Origin of the sequence: Pseudarthrobacter naphthalenicus (assembly GCF_029076445.1) — a bacterium.
Lineage (GTDB): Bacteria > Actinomycetota > Actinomycetes > Actinomycetales > Micrococcaceae > Arthrobacter > Arthrobacter naphthalenicus.
The window spans coordinates 232,196-249,272 of the sequence record NZ_JARESG010000001.1; the positions used below are offsets into that span (position 1 = coordinate 232,196).

14 protein-coding genes are annotated in these 17,077 nt (G+C 66.9%); 10 read left to right on the forward strand and 4 right to left on the reverse strand.

The annotated features are described in order from the left end of the window. The first annotated feature begins 17 nt into the window (after positions 1 to 17). Positions 18 to 1,628: a chaperonin GroEL gene (groL, locus tag PY310_RS01130; RefSeq protein WP_275212302.1), complete on the forward strand. Its 1,611-nt coding sequence runs from the start codon at positions 18 to 20 to the stop codon at positions 1,626 to 1,628. Between the two features lie 69 nt (positions 1,629 to 1,697). On the opposite strand, the gene PY310_RS01135 is transcribed toward groL, so the two are convergent. Further along, positions 1,698 to 2,300 (reverse strand): dihydrofolate reductase family protein, encoded by a 603-nt coding sequence (locus tag PY310_RS01135; RefSeq protein WP_275212303.1) that lies wholly within the window; start codon positions 2,298 to 2,300, stop codon positions 1,698 to 1,700. Positions 2,301 to 2,363: 63 nt separating this feature from the next. Here PY310_RS01135 and PY310_RS01140 point away from each other — a divergent pair, with 63 nt between their 5' ends. Next, a complete protein-coding gene (locus tag PY310_RS01140) occupies positions 2,364 to 3,902 on the forward strand; it encodes an ATP-dependent DNA ligase (protein ID WP_275212304.1) in 1,539 nt (512 codons plus the stop codon). 26 nt (positions 3,903 to 3,928) lie between these two features. Here the strand turns inward: PY310_RS01140 and PY310_RS01145 are convergent, their stop codons facing one another. After that, complete coding sequence (locus PY310_RS01145; protein ID WP_275212305.1) at positions 3,929 to 4,897, reverse strand: DUF389 domain-containing protein; 969 nt, start codon at positions 4,895 to 4,897, stop codon at positions 3,929 to 3,931. A 131-nt stretch (positions 4,898 to 5,028) separates the two neighbouring features. Between PY310_RS01145 and PY310_RS01150 the strand changes: the two genes are divergently transcribed. The 3 genes from PY310_RS01150 to PY310_RS01160 all read left to right on the forward strand — a co-directional run bounded on the left by PY310_RS01150 (position 5,029) and on the right by PY310_RS01160 (position 10,759). Beyond that, positions 5,029 to 7,095, forward strand: a complete 2,067-nt coding sequence (locus tag PY310_RS01150; RefSeq protein WP_275212306.1) for an acyltransferase family protein — start codon at positions 5,029 to 5,031, stop codon at positions 7,093 to 7,095. Between the two features lie 236 nt (positions 7,096 to 7,331). Then, a complete protein-coding gene (guaB, locus tag PY310_RS01155) occupies positions 7,332 to 8,843 on the forward strand; it encodes an IMP dehydrogenase (RefSeq protein ID WP_275212307.1) in 1,512 nt (503 codons plus the stop codon). A 74-nt stretch (positions 8,844 to 8,917) separates the two neighbouring features. Then, on the forward strand, positions 8,918 to 10,759 hold the full coding sequence (locus PY310_RS01160; RefSeq protein ID WP_275212308.1) for an ABC transporter ATP-binding protein: 1,842 nt from the start codon (positions 8,918 to 8,920) through the stop codon (positions 10,757 to 10,759). Between the two features lie 36 nt (positions 10,760 to 10,795). Here PY310_RS01160 and PY310_RS01165 read toward each other — a convergent pair whose 3' ends face one another. Both PY310_RS01165 and PY310_RS01170 read right to left on the reverse strand, forming a co-directional pair. Continuing rightward, positions 10,796 to 11,329, reverse strand: a complete 534-nt coding sequence (locus PY310_RS01165) for a hypothetical protein (protein ID WP_275212309.1) — start codon at positions 11,327 to 11,329, stop codon at positions 10,796 to 10,798. Positions 11,330 to 11,382: 53 nt separating this feature from the next. Then, the gene (locus tag PY310_RS01170; RefSeq protein ID WP_275212310.1) at positions 11,383 to 12,030 is read right to left on the reverse strand and encodes a hypothetical protein; all 648 of its coding nucleotides are present in this window, start codon (positions 12,028 to 12,030) and stop codon (positions 11,383 to 11,385) included. 56 nt (positions 12,031 to 12,086) lie between these two features. Here PY310_RS01170 and PY310_RS01175 point away from each other — a divergent pair, with 56 nt between their 5' ends. The 5 genes from PY310_RS01175 (at position 12,087) to PY310_RS01195 (ending at position 16,989) form a co-directional block, all read left to right on the forward strand. Then, on the forward strand, positions 12,087 to 13,223 hold the full coding sequence (locus PY310_RS01175) for a GuaB3 family IMP dehydrogenase-related protein (protein WP_275212311.1): 1,137 nt from the start codon (positions 12,087 to 12,089) through the stop codon (positions 13,221 to 13,223). An 83-nt stretch (positions 13,224 to 13,306) separates the two neighbouring features. After that, complete coding sequence (locus PY310_RS01180; RefSeq protein ID WP_275212312.1) at positions 13,307 to 15,046, forward strand: glycerol-3-phosphate dehydrogenase/oxidase; 1,740 nt, start codon at positions 13,307 to 13,309, stop codon at positions 15,044 to 15,046. 42 nt (positions 15,047 to 15,088) lie between these two features. Next, on the forward strand, positions 15,089 to 15,577 hold the full coding sequence (locus PY310_RS01185; protein ID WP_275212313.1) for a PTS sugar transporter subunit IIA: 489 nt from the start codon (positions 15,089 to 15,091) through the stop codon (positions 15,575 to 15,577). 54 nt (positions 15,578 to 15,631) lie between these two features. After that, positions 15,632 to 16,492: an SURF1 family protein gene (locus tag PY310_RS01190; RefSeq protein ID WP_275212314.1), complete on the forward strand. Its 861-nt coding sequence runs from the start codon at positions 15,632 to 15,634 to the stop codon at positions 16,490 to 16,492. Then, positions 16,489 to 16,989, forward strand: a complete 501-nt coding sequence (locus PY310_RS01195) for a DUF3817 domain-containing protein (protein WP_275212315.1) — start codon at positions 16,489 to 16,491, stop codon at positions 16,987 to 16,989. The genes PY310_RS01190 and PY310_RS01195 overlap by 4 nt, the downstream gene beginning before the upstream one ends. Positions 16,990 to 17,077: the final 88 nt, after the last annotated feature.

Here is a 17,077-nt window from a genome sequence, read left to right on the forward strand (position 1 = left end):
CTTGAAAGGACAAAACCATGGCAAAGCAGCTTGCGTTTAATGACGCTGCCCGCCGGTCGCTTGAAGCCGGCATTGATAAGCTCGCCAACACTGTCAAGGTGACGCTCGGCCCCCGCGGCCGCAACGTTGTCCTCGACAAAAAGTGGGGAGCACCCACCATCACCAACGACGGCGTCACCATCGCCCGCGAAGTTGAGCTTGATGACCCGTACGAGAACCTTGGCGCCCAGCTGGCCAAGGAAGTAGCCACCAAGACCAACGATGTTGCCGGCGACGGTACCACCACGGCCACCGTGCTGGCCCAGGCCCTGGTCAAGGAAGGCCTGCGCAACGTTGCTGCCGGCGCCGCGCCGGGCCAGATCAAGCGCGGCATCGAGGTTTCCGTTGAAGCCGTTGCTGCCCGCCTCCTGGAGAACGCACGCCCGGTTGAGGGTACCCAGGTCGCCAACGTGGCCGCCATCTCGGCCCAGAGTGACGAAATCGGCGAGCTCCTCGCCGAGGCATTCGGCAAGGTCGGCAAGGATGGTGTGATCACCATCGAGGAATCCTCCACCACGCAGACCGAGCTGGTCCTCACCGAAGGCATGCAGTTCGACAAGGGCTACCTGTCCCCGTACTTCGTGACCGACACCGAGCGCCAGGAAGCCGTCCTTGAGGACGCCCTCATCCTGATCAACCAGGGCAAGATCTCCTCGGTCCAGGATTTCCTGCCGCTGCTGGAGAAGGCGCTGCAGAGCTCCAAGCCGCTGTTCATCATCGCCGAAGACATCGAGGGCGAGGCACTGTCCACCCTGATCGTCAACCGCATCCGCGGCACCCTGAACGTGGTTGCCGTCAAGGCTCCGGGCTTCGGCGACCGCCGCAAGGCCATGCTGCAGGACATCGCCACCCTCACCGGTGCGCAGGTTGTCTCGCCGGAACTGGGCCTCAGCCTGGACACCGTTGGCCTCGAGGTGCTGGGTACCGCCCGCCGCATCACGGTCACCAAGGACAACACCACCATCGTTGACGGCGCCGGTTCCGCAGAAGACGTCGCAGCCCGGGTTGCCCAGCTGCGCGCCGAGCTGACCCGCACCGACTCTGACTGGGACAAGGAAAAGCTCCAGGAACGCCTGGCGAAGCTTGCCGGCGGCATCGGCGTGATCAAGGTTGGCGCAGCCACCGAGGTTGAGCTGAAGGAAAAGAAGCACCGCATCGAAGATGCCGTGTCCTCCACCCGCGCCGCCCTTGAAGAGGGCATCGTGGCCGGTGGCGGTTCCGCACTGATCCACGCGCTGAAGGCCCTCGACGAGGACTCCGCAGTGCAGGCCCTCGAAGGCGACGCCGCCGCAGCTGTGGGCATTGTCCGCCGTGCGCTGGTCCAGCCGCTGCGCTGGATCGCCCAGAATGCCGGCTTCGACGGCTACGTTGTCACGGCCAAGGTTGCCGAACTCGAAACCAACAACGGCTTCAACGCCAAGTCGGGCGAGTACGAAGACCTGATCCGTGCCGGCGTCATCGACCCCGTCAAGGTCACCCGTGCGGCCCTCCGCAACGCGGCCTCCATCGCCGCGCTGGTTCTCACCACCGAGACCCTCGTGGTGGAGAAGCCCGCTGAAGAAGACGAGCACGCAGGCCACAGCCACTAGCTGATGGTCATACAAAAACCGGTCCAGCCTCGGCTGGGCCGGTTTTTTGTGTACCCGCGGCGGCGGCCCTTAAGTGGCCGCCATGTCCCGCGTCTCGACGCCGCCCGCGCGTTCGTAGACCAGTGACACCGCACCCTTCGGGAAGGAGCGGGCCGGCTCCGCGAGGCGGAAGGTGGCGGGGATGGTCCCGGCATCGAAGAGGCGCTTGCCCTGCCCCAGGGTGACCGGATAAAGCCAGAGGTGGAGGCGGTCCAGCACGTCAGCCTCGAGCAGTGAACGGATGAGGGCGCCGCTGCCGAACATGTGCACCTGGCCGTATTCCTCGCGGAGCCGGCCCGCGGCCGCGGCATCCGGCAGCACGGTGGTGCCCGCCCAGCCCGGCTCCGTCAGAGTGCTGGAAACAACGAACTTTGGCACGCGGTTGAGGATGCCGCCGATCTCGTCGGTCTGGTGGGGCCAGTAGGCGGCGAAGATATCGTAGGTCTTACGTCCCAGGAGCAGGGCGTCGATCCGGTTGATTTCCTCGCCGATGGCCGCGCCGGCCTCCTCGTCGGACACCGGGGCCTGCCATCCCCCATAGGCGAAACCGCCTTCCGGGTCTTCTTCGCGGCCGCCGGGCGCCTGGTAGACGCCGTCGAGGGTGATGAACAGGTTAGCGACGATGATACCCATCCACCAAGTCTGGAACGGTGTTCCCGCGCTGTCCAGACCCGGCGGCCGTGGCAGACTGTTGCCATGCTGCTCGATGAGCTCGTGAGAACAACCCAGGCCGTCACGTCCACGCGCTCCCGGCTCGCGAAGGTCGAAGCACTGGCTGACCTCCTGCGCCGCCTCGAACCGGGGGACATCCCCACCGTGGTCGGATTGCTGACGGCCCGGCCGCGCCAGGGCAGGGTTGGCGTCGGTTGGCGCGGCATGTCGGCGGCCATGGGTGAACCGGCCACCGAACCGGGCCTTACCGTGTCCGATCTTGACGCCGCCCTGGATCGGCTGCTCGCCGCGGGCGGCGCGGGGTCAGCCGCGGAGCGTGCCTCGACCCTCCGGGGGCTCACGGCGGCGGCCACCGAAGGTGAGCAGGCCTTCATCGCCGGGGTGCTGCTGGGGGAGCTGCGCACCGGTGCCCTGGAGGGGGTGCTGACGGACGCGGTAGCCCGCGCCGCCGACAAGCCGGTGGACGCAGTCCGCCGCGCGGCCATGCTGTCGGGGGATCTCGGCGGGACGGCTCTGCTGGCCATCACGGGCACCGCAGCCCAATTGGACGCCGTGGGCCTCGTCGTCGGGCGCCCCGTGTTGCCCATGCTCGCCGCCACCGCGGCCAGCACCAGTGAGGCGCTGGAGGTTACCGGGGAAGCGTCCGTGGAATACAAGCTCGACGGCGCCCGCATCCAAGTGCATCGCCTCGGCGGGAATGTCCGCATCTTCACCCGCACCCTGGCCGAGGTGACCCACCGGCTGCCCGAGGTGGTGGAGGTGGTGCGCGGGCTGCCCGTGCAGGATGTGATTCTCGACGGCGAGACCCTCACCCTCGACGAGGACGGCGGTCCGCGGCCTTTCCAGGAAACCATGTCGCGTTTCGGGGCGGACGCTGCGCGGACGGCGGTGCTCCATCCGTGGTTCTTCGACGTCCTGCACCTCGACGGGCGCGACCTGCTCGATGAGCCGCTGTCCACGCGCCTCGGCCTGCTCGGGCGCATCGCCCCCGACTACCGGATTCCGGGAGAGATCACGGCGGACGCCGCTGTGGCCGAACGAGTGTCCCGCGAGGCGCTCGCGGCGGGTCATGAGGGCGTGGTGGTGAAAGCGGTGGGGTCGGCCTACGCTGCCGGCCGGCGTGGTTCGAACTGGATCAAGGTGAAGCCGGTGCTGACCTACGATCTGGTGGTTCTCGCCTGCGAGTGGGGTTCGGGCCGGCGCGCCGGGTTGCTGTCGAATGTGCATCTCGGTGCCCTGGACCCCGCCGGCGAGTTCGGTGAACCCGGCGGCTATGTGATGGTGGGCAAGACGTTCAAGGGCCTCACCGACGCGCTGCTGCGCTGGCAGACGGAGACGTTCCAGGAGCTCGAGGTGCGGCGCACGGCGGGCACCGTCTGGGTGGAGCCTGTCACCGTGGTGGAGATCGCCATCGACGGTGTGCAGCAGTCCTCGCGCTATCCCGGCGGAATCGCCCTCCGGTTCGCCAGGGTGAAGCGCTACCGGGACGACAAAACGGCGGCGGAGGCCGATACCATCCAGACGCTGCGCGGGCTTCTCGTGCCGGGTGGGGCGCGGGCGTAGCGTGGCCGGACGGATCCCCGGTTCCGCTAACCGAGGGTCCGGGCACGCTGCCACCTGAGGCGCTTGGCCGTGGCCTCGGGGAGGCGCCGGGAAATGAGCCGGTAGAACACCAGGACGGCGAAAGCCGCCGCCACGATGCCCACGAGGTTGACCAGCAGCTGCAGGGCCGAGCCGGCGGCCTTCTGGTACTCGCCAAGGACCAGCGCCACCGCAACGAATCCAGCGGCCGGGACCGTGGTGACCGAGATAAAGACGCCAATCAGGGCAGCCGAACGGCGGCTGATGACGGACAACATCCCGGCGGTTCCGGCCAGGACCGCCACAATCAGGGAGTAGGGCCCCGGGTGGTAAATGAACTCGACGGCGGACCCGGTATCCAATGCGTCGGTGGGGAAGAGGCCCAGGGGGATGGACAGCCATGCGGTCAGCGCTGCCAGCAGCATGGCCACAGGGAAGCCCACGGCCAGCGCCACGGCCGCACGGCGCCCCAGGGTCCACTGCCGCCTCGCCAGTGCCACGGCCAAGGCAGCCAGAGGGCCGAACTCGGGGCCCACGGCCATGGCCCCGACAATGGCAATGGTGGAGTTCGTTACGATGCCGATGGCCGCAAGCTGGGTGGCCAGCACCAGGAAGGCAAGGTAGCTCCACGTGAGCCGGGAGTCCTCACCCGTCTGATGGCTGACTTCGTCCCAGATCATGGCATCCGCGCCGTCCCCGGGCGCCACGGATTCCGCTTCCTCCGCCCGGCGGGACAACACCAGCTCGGGCGTGGCGATGACAATGGAGCCCACCTCCTCCACCTTGAGGACCTGGAGCTTCTCGATCAGTTCCTCCACCGATTCCCTGGCCACCTGCACCTCGATGAGGTCGCCCTTCGGAGCTACGGACGCCCCGGGGAAGAACGCTGTTTCAGCCGTTCCCACCTGGTCCCGGCAAGCCTGCAATGCTACTGCTGACAGTCCTTCGGGCACACAAATCCGCAGCTCGACAATCACGTCCGCTCCCTTCCCTGAATGTGGCCAGCTTAGTTCGTGCCGATCGCAGGTCCGGGGTATCTGATTGGCCAGCGGGCGCTCCAGTCAAATAGGCTTGATGTTTTTGCCAGCCGGTTTTGAGGGGGTCACTTGTGAAGGCGGGAACCGAGGCGGCCCCGGACAAGACGGCAGGCGCCACCGGCGGCCGCCGGAAACCCACCTTCCGTCCCGAAGTCCAGGGGCTCCGTGCGCTCGCCGTGCTGATGGTGGTGACCTACCATGTGTGGCTTGGCCGGGTGTCCGGCGGCGTGGATATCTTCCTCCTTATTTCGGCTTTCCTCCTGACCCTCTCGTTCGTCCGGAAAGTCGAGTCCGGGACGCCCCTGAACCTGGTCCGGCACTGGCTGCACCTGTTCAAGCGGCTGCTGCCCGCCGCCGTCGTGGTGATCCTGGGCGTCCTTGCCGGCACCTGGCTGGTCCTGCCGCAAGGCCGCTGGCCCATGGTGCTCGAGCAGACCTGGGCGTCCCTGCTGTACCGGCAGAACTGGCTGCTGGCAGACGCCGCCGTGGATTACTACGCCCAGGACCACGCCAGTGCCAGCCCGCTGCAGCACTTCTGGTCCCTGTCCATCCAGGGGCAGGTCTTTATCCTGTGGCCGCTCGTTTTCGCCGGGTCCGCCGTGGTGTGGCGGCTCCTCCGCCGGCGGTTCAACACCAGCTACCGCGCCGTCGTGGCCTGTGCGTTCGCAGCCATCCTCGCCGCCTCGCTCACGTTCTCGATTGACCAGACCGCCACGAACCAGGCCTACGCCTACTTCGACACCCGGGCCCGGCTGTGGGAATTTGCCCTGGGCTCCCTTCTCGCGCTGGGCCTGCCCCTGCTGAACCCCGGCAGGATGCCCCGGCTGGTCTTCGGCTGGGCAGGGCTTGCGGCTATGGTCTCCTGCGGGTTGGTCCTGACCGTGGACCGGGCCTTTCCCGGGTTCGTGGCACTCTGGCCCACGCTGGCCGCGGCAGCGATCATCGTGGCCGGCCAGAGCGGCAGCCGCTTCGGCGTGGACCGCCTCCTGAGCTGGAAGCCGCTGGTTTCGCTGGGCGATAACTCCTATGCCCTCTACCTGTGGCACTGGCCGGTCCTGGTACTGGCACTGGCGGCCACCGGCGTCGAGTCACCCAACCTCAGCCAGGGCGGGGCGATTATCGGGGCATCCGTGATCCTGGCCGTCCTGACCACCCGCTTTGTCGAAAAGCCGCTCCGCGAGTGGCGCTGGCCGCAGGTGCGCAGCTGGCGCACCGCCGTCGTTATTGCTGCCTGCTGCGCCGTCCTGGCCGGCCCGGTGGCGGTCTGGCAGACAAGCCTCACCTCCGAGGAAGCCGCCACCGCAGCGCAGCCCCGGGAGCTGGCACCCGGCGCTGCCCAGCTCGCGCCGGGGAACGGCGGAACGCCTGCGCCGGCGGCGCGCATTATTCCTGCCCCCGCCGCCCTGGACAATGACTGGGCCGGGATCCATGCGCCCTGTGTCGGTATGAATGCGACGCCGGACCCGGTGCTGGAAGGCTGCCGGCAGGCGGTGCCGCCCGGTGAAATCTCCAAGCGGATCGTGGTGCTGGGGGACTCGCACGCCCAGCAATACCTCGCAGCCCTGGCTCCCATTGCGGAAGCCCGCGGCTGGGAGCTGGTCACACTGCTCATGCCGGCCTGCCGCTTCGGGGCGGAGTCAGAAACCCGGAACGCCGAATGCAACGCCTACAACCGCGCCAGCACGGCGTACGTGCTCGAACACCGGCCCGATGCCGTCTTTACGGTGGCCACCCTGACCCATGAGGAGGCCCCGTTCGAAACCGAGGTCCCCGCCTATCTCGAAGGAATCCAGCCGATCGCCGACGCCGGCATCGAGATCGTGGGAATCCGCGACAACCCCCGGTTCACCTTCAGCATGCCCGAGTGCGTCCAGCGCTACTCGGCGGACGCCCCGGCGTGCAACCCGCCGCTGAGCGAGTCCCTGGTGGATCCTTCGCCGCTGGAGGGCTACCGCGGCCAAGTCGACGGCCTGCACCTGATGGACCTGAGCGATTTCATCTGCGCCGGCGGCAGCTGCCCGGCGGTGGTGGGGAACGTGTACGTGTACAAGGACGACAACCATCTGAGCCGGACGTACGTTGAAAGCATGACCCCCATGTTTGAGGAACGCCTGCTGGCGGCCACCGGTTGGACGTGACGCCGCGGCAGCAGGGCCGGCAGCGGGCGGGCCGAGAGTGCCCTTGCTCACAATGCGCTCCCGGAATAGGGGGATCGGCTGCGAGGTTCTAATATTTACTCAAAGCTTTGCGCATGGCATCCGTGCACGAGGCAGAAACTTATTAGGCCCCTGCACCGACCAGTCCCGTAATGACGGGCTGGTCATTAGCTGCAACCCCTACCCGAGAACCCAAGACCAAGGTAAGAGGCGCACTCATGACCCAGCCCGAGCACAACCCCTTCGGCTTCATCGGCCTGACCTACGACGACGTCCTGCTCCTGCCGGGCCATACGGACGTCATCCCGTCCGAAGCGGACACGTCCTCGCGGATCTCCAAGCGGATCTCCGTCCGCACGCCGCTGCTGTCCGCCGCCATGGACACCGTCACCGAATCGCGGATGGCCATCGCCATGGCCCGCCAGGGCGGCCTGGGCGTCATCCACCGCAACCTTTCCATCCAGGACCAGGCCGACCAGGTGGACCGGGTCAAGCGCAGCGAGTCCGGGATGATCACCAACCCGCTGACCATCGGACCCGAAGCGACCCTCGCCGAGTTGGGCGAGATCTGCTCCCACTACCGGGTGTCCGGCCTTCCCGTGGTGGACGAGGGGATGCGCCTGCTGGGCATTGTCACGAACCGCGACACCCGTTTTGTGCCGGAGGCGGACTTCCCGCTCCGGATGGTGAGCGACGTCATGACCAAGATGCCGCTGGTCACCGGGCACGTCGGCATCAGCCGCGAAGAGGCCTCGCACAAACTGGCCACGAACAAGATCGAGAAACTGCCGCTCGTTGACGAGCAGGGCCGGCTGAAGGGCCTGATCACCACCAAGGACTTCACCAAGGCCGAGCAGTACCCGCTGGCCACCAAGGATGACGAGGGCCGGCTCCGCGTTGGTGCCGCCATCGGGTTCTTCGGTGACGGCTGGGAACGTGCCATGGCGCTGATCGACGCCGGCGTGGACGCCCTCTTCGTGGACACGGCCAACGGCCACTCGCAGGGTGTGCTGGACATGATCCGCCGCCTCAAGTCTGATCCCGTGGCAGCCCACGTGGACATCATCGGCGGCCAGGCGGCCACGCGTGAAGGAGCGCAGGCGCTGATCGACGCCGGTGCCGACGGCATCAAGGTGGGCGTCGGTCCGGGCTCCATCTGCACCACCCGCGTGGTGGCCGGCGTGGGCGTCCCGCAGATCACCGCCATCTACGAATCCGCCAAGGCAGCCATCCCTGCCGGGGTTCCCCTGATCGCCGACGGCGGCCTGCAGTACTCGGGCGACATCGGCAAGGCGCTGGTCGCCGGAGCCGACACCGTGATGCTGGGTTCCCTCCTCGCCGGCTGCGACGAGTCCCCGGGTGACCTGATCTTCGTCAACGGCAAGCAGTTCAAGCTCTACCGCGGCATGGGTTCCCTCGGAGCCATGCAGACCCGGGGCCAGAACACGTCCTACTCCAAGGACCGCTATTTCCAGGCGGACGTCTCCGGTGACGACAAGCTGATCCCCGAAGGAATCGAAGGCCGGGTGGCCTACCGCGGCCCGCTCGCTTCGGTGGCCTACCAGCTGGTGGGCGGCCTCCGCCAGACCATGTTCTACACCGGTGCACCCACCGTCCCGGAACTGAAGGCCCGCGGCAAGTTCGTCCGGATCACGGCGGCCGGCCTGAAGGAATCCCACCCGCACGACATCCAGATGACGGTGGAAGCGCCGAACTACGGCACACGCTAAGGTTCACCAAAAGAGGCCGCGGGGGCAGAGCCCCCGCGGCCTTTTGCGTCCATGCGCGGGATTAGGCTAAATCCATGGCCGAACTCCTTCCCGCGCGTGAGCCGAAGCGCAAACTCGCCCTGCGGCCGTACGCCCGGGCCGTGGCGCAGGTGCTGCGCGTCAGCTTCCGCGCCTCGCCCGCCGCCGTCGTCATGAAGGTTGTGGGCTCGCTGATCTCAGCGACGCTGCCGCTGGTGACCACCTACTTCGCCGCCCTGACCACCACAGCCCTGGCAGCCGCCTACGCCGGCAACGCCGCGGCAGGCCAGCAGGCCATCGTCTACGTCATCATCACCGCAGCCCTGGGCCTGTTCTGGGGCGCATTCAGCAGTGTGGACCGCTACATCCAGCAGCTGATGAGCTTCAAAGTGGGCGCCATCGTGGGTGACCAGATGTACGAGCGCTTCCTGGCCCTGGAGTTCTGGCGCTACGACGACAAGGAAACCGTGGACCTGTACGACCGCGCCAAGCGGTTCTCCGACTCCTACGCCCGGGTCCTGGACCGGATCGCCGCCATCTTCACCCAGCTCGTTTCGGTGATCCTTGCCGTGGGTGCCCTGCTGCTGGTCAGTTGGTGGATCGCCGTCATTGTCCTGGTGGCCATCGTGCCCAGCGTCTACCTGCAGTTCAGGCTGTCCCGGGAACAGATCGCGCACTGGAACACCCAGGTGGATTCGCGCCGGCAGCGCCGGATGATCGAAACCAACCTGCTCCGCCCGCAGCACATCGCCGAGATGCGGCTGTACGGGATCGTGGGCTACCTCATGGACCTCCGCTCCCGGCTGCGGGACGCTGACGAGCGCCGCCGCCTCGACTTCCAAAGGCGCTACATCCCCAAACAGCTCGCCGCCGACGCGCTGCAGTACGGCGCCGAGGTGGTCTCGCTGATCTGGGTGGTGGGGCAGATCATCGCCCGGGCGCAGCCGGTGGGCCAGTTCCTGTACGTCCAGCAGATTGTCAGCCGGGCCCTGTCCACGGCCAACAACCTGGTGTCGTCGCTGAGTTCCATCGACGAGGACCTGGCGAACCTCAAAGATTATGAACTGTTCATGGCACTTCCGGTCCACTCCGGCCACGCCCCGCCGCTGCTGCAGTCGCCCAGGGTTGTGGAGCTAAGGGACATCCGCTTTACCTACACGGGCAGCGACCTCGAGGTGATCCGGGGGATCAGCATGACCATCCGGGAGGGACAGCACATCGCCATCGTGGGGGAGAACGGTGCAGGAAAGTCCACGCTGATCCGAATCCTGGCCGGGCTGTACGCCCCGGACTCCGGGCAGGTCATGCTCGACGGCGTGGACCTCGCCGCCGTCGACGTCACCTCCTGGCACCGCCACCTGGCGGTGCTGAGCCAGGAGTTCCTGAAGTATGAGTTTGCAACCGCAGCGGACAACATCCGCTTCGGCGACGTCGACTCGCCGCGGGATGACGTCCGGATCCGCCGGGCCGCGGCCGACGCCGAAGCGCTGGACTTCATAAACAAGCTGCCCAACGGCCTGGACAACCACGTCAGCAACTGGATGGAGGACCCGCGCGGGCGGAAGGGCAGCGGACTTTCCGGCGGCCAGTGGCAGCGGCTCGCGATGGCCCGGAACTTTTACCGGAACGCCGAGTTCATGGTGATGGACGAGCCCACCTCAGCCATTGACGCCCTCGCGGAGCACAGGATCTTCACCCGGCTGTTCGCCGAACGGAGCAGCACCATCATCGCCATCAGCCACCGGCTTGCCACCATTGAGAAGGCTGACGTCGTCTACATGCTCGAGGACGGGCAGATCGTGGAACAGGGCACCCACAAGGAACTGGTTGCGCTGCGCGGCCGCTACTTCAGGATGTTCGAGTCGCAGCTGAGCCTGGACCCTCAAAGCGGGCCGTAACCCGACCCGCGGTGCCCTAAGGGTGGCACCACGTGTCTAGCGACGGTCTAGCCATCGGGAGTAAACCTCGGCGCTGTTCTTCATGAGCCGGCCCGTGTACGCCAGGCCTGCGGCGACGCCCAGGGTCACCGCGACGAGCATGCCGAGCAGCGGGACCGCCTCCACGGACCCGCCCATGGGGGTCAGCACCACCAAGGCCACGATGCCCAAGGCGCTGGCGATGAGCATTGTCCGGATCATGCCGGGGGTGATCCGGATTCCCTGCTCCACCCGGGGGATGTCCGAGGCCGGCTTCGGCGGTTTGCGGGTAAAGCGCGGCCAGGCGGTGCACGCCCAGCCCAGGGCCGCGAAGATCCCGCCAAGGACCATCATGACCACCCCGATCTCCGCGCTTTGTCCCAGGGCGGCGGCAAGTCCGGCGTGCACTGTTCCTGCCATCGCCAGCACGGCGGGGTACCACCACGCCGAGAAGACCCAGGACCGGCGCTGACCGAAGCCGAACGCCGTTGCGCGGGCATCCGTTGCCGTGCGCGTCATGCCGGTGTCCGCACCGTAGATCCCAGGCGCCATGATATCCCCCAATTTTTCAGTGCTCCGTACCGTGCTTTGCAGCCCAAACTCCGTCAATCGTACGGGGGCGGCGACGGGGACTTGTTCCCCGATGAGGCGGACTCCACCACGGTGGTGCGGACCCTCGCCAGGCTGGGCCGGGCGGGAACGCTGCTGAAGCCGAAGGTCACCGGAGGCGTGATCGGGGACAACTCCCCGGCGTGCAGACCGTTCCAACGGACGACGGCGGACCTGATGTGGTGCAGGTCGCTCACCCCGTAATACTCCAGCCGACCGCTTCCGGCGGTTCCCGAGGTCCGGGCCCCGGGACTGAGCAACCCGGCAACGGGGCTGATTGCCTGCAGCCAGGCGGTGTGCACGGCAAGGCGCCGTGGAACTGCCTGCAGCGCCGTCCCCAGGACGGTCCTGCGGCCCACCCCGGCACTCAGCTGCAGGGGGCCGGCGTCCACCGTGATGCGCTGGTCTGCGAACATCGCGTTCACCTCCACCACCTGCACCGAATCGAAGCTGTACGTGGCGGCGATGAAGCCGGCCACTTCCCGGGTGGGGGCCAGCAGCAGGCGGTGCCCGGACGGATGCTGGACCATAACGTCCGCGAACGACCCGAACGGTGACTGCTGCCAGAGGCCCACAACGGCCCGCAGCCCTGACCCGGTGCCAAGGCCGGCGATGTGCCCGTCGAAGATCCAGCGCTTACCCATCCCCAGCATCGTAGCCCCGGCCAAGGATAACGCCGGGGCTGGGATAACCTAGAGCAGTGACTTACGAGATCGAGATCGGCCGTGGCAAGCGTGGGCGTCGTGCCTACTCCCTGGATGACATTGCGATCGTCCCTAACCGTCGTACCCGCGACCCCAAGGACGTGTCTGTCTCCTGGCAGATCGATGCGTACAAGTTCGAGATGCCCGTCATCGCGGCGCCGATGGATTCGGCGATGTCCCCGGAGACGGCCATCGCCCTGGGCCGCCTGGGCGGTCTGGGTGTCCTGGACCTTGAGGGCCTGTGGACCCGCTACGAGGACCCGCAGTCCATCCTGGATGAGATCGCCGCCCTCGAGGACGAGGTCAACAGCCCCGCCGTGACCGGCCGCATGCAGGAGCTGTACCGCGCCCCCATCCAGCCTGAACTCATCACCTCCCGCCTCGCCGAGATCCGCGCCGCCGGAGTGACCGTGGCCGGATCCCTGACGCCCCAGCGCACCCAGGAACACTACAAAACCGTGGTGGCCGCCGGCGTCGACATCTTTGTGATCCGCGGAACCACGGTGTCAGCCGAACACGTCTCCAAGGACCATGAACCGCTGAACCTCAAGCAGTTCATCTATGAACTCGACGTCCCGGTGATTGTGGGCGGCGCGGCCGGCTACACGCCCGCGCTGCACCTGATGCGCACCGGCGCCGCCGGTGTCCTGGTCGGCTTCGGCGGCGGGGCCACCGCCACCACGCGCCGCGCGCTGGGCATCCACTCACCCATGGCATCCGCCATTTCCGACGTCGCGGCCGCCCGCCGTGACTACATGGACGAATCCGGCGGACGCTACGTCCATGTCATCGCCGACGGCGGCATGGGCACCTCGGGTGACATCGTCAAGGCCATCGCCATGGGCGCCGACGCCGTCATGCTCGGCAGCGCCCTCGCGAGGGCTGAGGAAGCCCCCGGCAAGGGCTGGCATTGGGGCCAGGAGGCCCACCACCTGGAACTGCCGCGGGGGGACCGGGCCAATGTGGGCACTGTCGGGTCGCTCGCAGAGGTGCTTTTCGGCCCGGGCCACCACACCAACGGCACGTCCAACCTGATCGGAGCCCTGCGGCGGTCAATGGCTACCACCGGGTACTCGGACCTCAAGGAATTCCAGCGCGTCGACGTCGTGGTCTCCCCGTACGCCGGTAACTAAGGGCCCTCAAACGCCTGCCCAACTGCGCGGCAACGAAGTAGTGTGGGGTTACTACCGGCAGCAGCGGCAAGGGGAGGCGTTCCATGAACAGTGTTCCAAACGAAGGCGGTGCCCTGGGGCCCGAGGCCCGGGAGGCATCGATTGCCCGGCTGAGGGCCACGACCGAACCGGGCAACGAACTGGACATCCTCATTGTCGGCGGCGGGATCGTCGGCACCGGCTCGGCCCTGGACGCGGTGACCCGTGGACTGAGCGTGGGCATCGTGGAGGCCAACGACTGGGCGGCCGGCACGTCCTCGCGGTCGTCCAAGCTGATCCACGGCGGCCTGCGCTACCTGGAGATGCTGGACTTCGGGCTGGTCAAGGAAGCCCTGCAGGAGCGCGGCCTGCTGCTTTCGGAGCTCGCCCCGCACCTGGCGCGCCCGGTGCCGTTCCTGTACCCGCTGACCAAACCCTTCCTCGAGCGTCCCTATGTGGGGGCAGGCATTGCCCTGTATGACCTGATGTCCGTCTCCAACGGGCACCGCCGGGGTGTGCCCTTCCACAAGCACCTCAGCAGGCGCGGTACCCTCCGGGCGGCGCCAAGCCTCAAAAAGGATGCCTTTGTGGGGTCCATCCGCTATTACGACGGCCAGGTGGACGACGCAAAGTACTGCGCCAACCTGATCCGGACGGCGGCCCACTACGGCGCCCACGCGGTGAACCAGATGGCCGTGGTTGATTTCCTCCGGGAGGGCGAACGCGTGGTGGGGGCGAAGGTGGTCAACCACGAGGACGGTTCGCAGTTCGACATCCGCGCCAAGCAGGTCATCAATGCCACCGGTGTGTGGACTGACGAAACCCAGGCCATGGTCACCGACCGCGGACAGTTGAAGGTCCGGGCTTCCAAGGGCATTCACCTTGTGGTGCCCCGCGACCGCTTCCAGTCCACCGTTGGCCTGATCCTGCGGACCGAAAAATCGGTACTCTTTGTGATCCCGTGGGGCCGGCACTGGATCATCGGCACCACCGATACCGACTGGCACCTGGACAAGGCCCACCCGGCAGCATCCAGCAAGGACATCGACTACATCCTCGAACACGTCAACAAGGTGCTGAAGCGCCCGCTTACCCGGGAAGACGTCGAAGGCGTCTATGCCGGCCTGCGCCCCCTGCTGGCCGGTGAAAACGACTCCACCGCCAAACTCTCCCGTGAACACGTGGTGGCCCACCCCGTGCCCGGCCTGGTGGTGGTGGCCGGCGGCAAATGGACCACCTACCGGGTGATGGCCAAGGACGCAGTGGACGAGGCCACCCGGACCATGGACGAGCGCGTCCCGCCGAGCTGCACCGAAACCATCCCGCTGCTGGGGGCGAGCGGCTTCAAAGCCGCCTGGAACCGCCGGAGCAGGACAGCCGAGGAATACGGCGTCCACGTGGCCAGGGTGGAGCACCTGCTCAACCGCTACGGCTCCATGACCCCCGAAGTGCTCGCCATCATCAAGGAACGGCCCGAACTCGCCGAGCCGCTGCCCGGCGCGGACGACTACCTGCAGGCGGAGGCCGTCTACGCGGCAACCCACGAAGGTGCCCGGCACGTCCAGGACGTCCTGACCCGGCGGACCCGCATTTCCATCGAAGCGTGGGACCGCGGCGTGTCCGCGGTGCCCGTAGTCGCTAAACTGATGGGCGAAGTCCTTGGCTGGAGCGATGCGCAGCGCGAAAGCGAAATTAAGCACTACATCGCCCGTGTTGAGGCCGAAAGGCTGAGCCAGCAGCAGCCGGATGACGAATCAGCCGACGCCGCCCGACTCGGTGTGGAGGACATCGTCCCGTTGCGCTGACATGCCGTTAGCCCGCTTCTGACCTGACCGAAGGAACACGCCTTGGCCGAACCACTTGACCGGTATGATGCCGATCTGACCACCTCCGAACTGGTGATTTTGGAGTTGGAGGCAAAGGACAAGGCAGACGCTGCGGCGCAACTCGCGGAACGACTTTACGCGGCCGGCCGGATCACGGACCTGCAGGGCTTTCTGGAGCACGTCAACGCCCGGGAACACCAGCTCGCCACCGGACTGCCGGGCGGAATCGGGCTCCCGCACGCGCGCAGCGAGTACGTCTCGCGGACGTCCATCGCCGTCGGCATCACCAAGTACGGCCACGCGCTGGACTTCGGCGCCGCCGACGGCCCTGCCACCGTCATCCTGCTGATCGCCACTCCGGCCAGTTCCTTCTCCGATCACCTCGAAGTGCTTGCCACCCTGGCGCGTTCGTTGTCGAAGGAGTCCTTCCGGGAGTCCCTGCGGCGGGCCTACGACGCCGAAGTCATCGCCGAGCTGATCAACTCGAGCCTGGTGTTCTTCGACCATTAGGGCGGGAACCTGCCCGTTTAGCTGTTCTACAGCGGAACGAAGTACGGTTAAGGGGTGTGGAAAACAGCCCTTAAGCCCCGATGGATCGCAGGCCTGGTGTTTGCGATCGTCGTCTCCGGGGTGTTTGTCCTGCTCAGCCAGTGGCAGTTCGGCCGTTCCGTGCAACCCGAGGTTCCGGTCAGCCCGGCCACCGAAGAAACCAAGGCGCTCACGGAGACCCTTGAGCCCGGACACTTCTTCCCGGGGTCCGTCTCCGACCAAATGGTTTCAGCAGAGGGCACCTACGACCCCGCGAAACAGGTCCTGGTTCCGGGGCGCCTCAAGGACGGAAAGACCGGCTACTGGGTGGTTTCCGCCTTCGCCGTGAAGGGCGCCCCGGTTCTCACCGGTGTGGCTGCTTCCCCCCAGACGTGGATTCCGGTGGCCCGCGGCTGGGTGTCCGATCCGGAGGATGCCGTGGCGCCGCCGCCGGGCACAGTCGACCTGACCGGACGGCTCATTCCCTCCGAATCGCCGCTGCCGGAGACCGCGCCGGAAGCAGGACACGCCTCCGCCGTTTCGGTCGCCGAACTCATCAACTACTGGGACGTCAGCAGCTACCCGGGATTTGTCGCCGCCACCGCCGAAATGGTGGACGGGACCGACGTGAGCGCGGCGGCGGTCAGCGGAGATCTGAAGCCGCTGAACATCGGCCCGCAGCCGCCGGCCCAAAAGGTCAACTGGCTCAACCTCTTCTACTCCCTGGAGTGGGTGGTGTTCGCCGGGTTCGCCCTGTTTATCTGGTGGCGGCTGGTGAAGGATGACTACCGCCGTGGCCTCGAAGAGGACCTCGACGACGACGCCCACGACGATGCGCCGCCTACGCCGCCCAGCTCCGCAACTTCTGAACAGCTCCAACAAAAGGTAAAGCCATGATTGAACCGAAACCGGCCGTCCAGCAGGGTTCTGCCCAGGGTAAGCCCAAGAAGCGCCGCTTCGGCGGTACCGAAGCCCAGATCCGTTCCGCGCTGAAATTTTACAAGGTCATGGCCTACCTGACCGGCGGGATGCTGCTCCTGCTGTGCGCTGAACTGATCGCACGCTACGCGTTTGGCCAGTACCTCTTCGCGGGCGGAACGAACGCCGTCACCGGGCAGCCCTTCGGATTCGGTTTTGCCGAAGCAGACCCCCAGGGCGTGGTGGGTGGATTCAACCTTTCCGTCGCTGTGCTGATCGTGCATGGCTGGATGTACGTGGTGTACCTGATCTCCAACTTCCGGTTGTGGACGCTGATGCGCTGGCCGTTCCTGAAGCTCATCCTGTTGGCGTTGGGTGGTGTGGTCCCGTTCCTGTCCTTCTTCGTGGAGAAGAAGTTCCACGCCGAGGTCGAAGCGGAGCTCGCCGCGCACCCGCAGGCGGCCCAGCGGTACTGACGCGCCGCGGCGGCAGGTGAGTCCCGCCGTCGTACGTTCCTTCCGTCACACCACCGGCCATGAATGTGCGGCGGGGCAACTGCGCAAA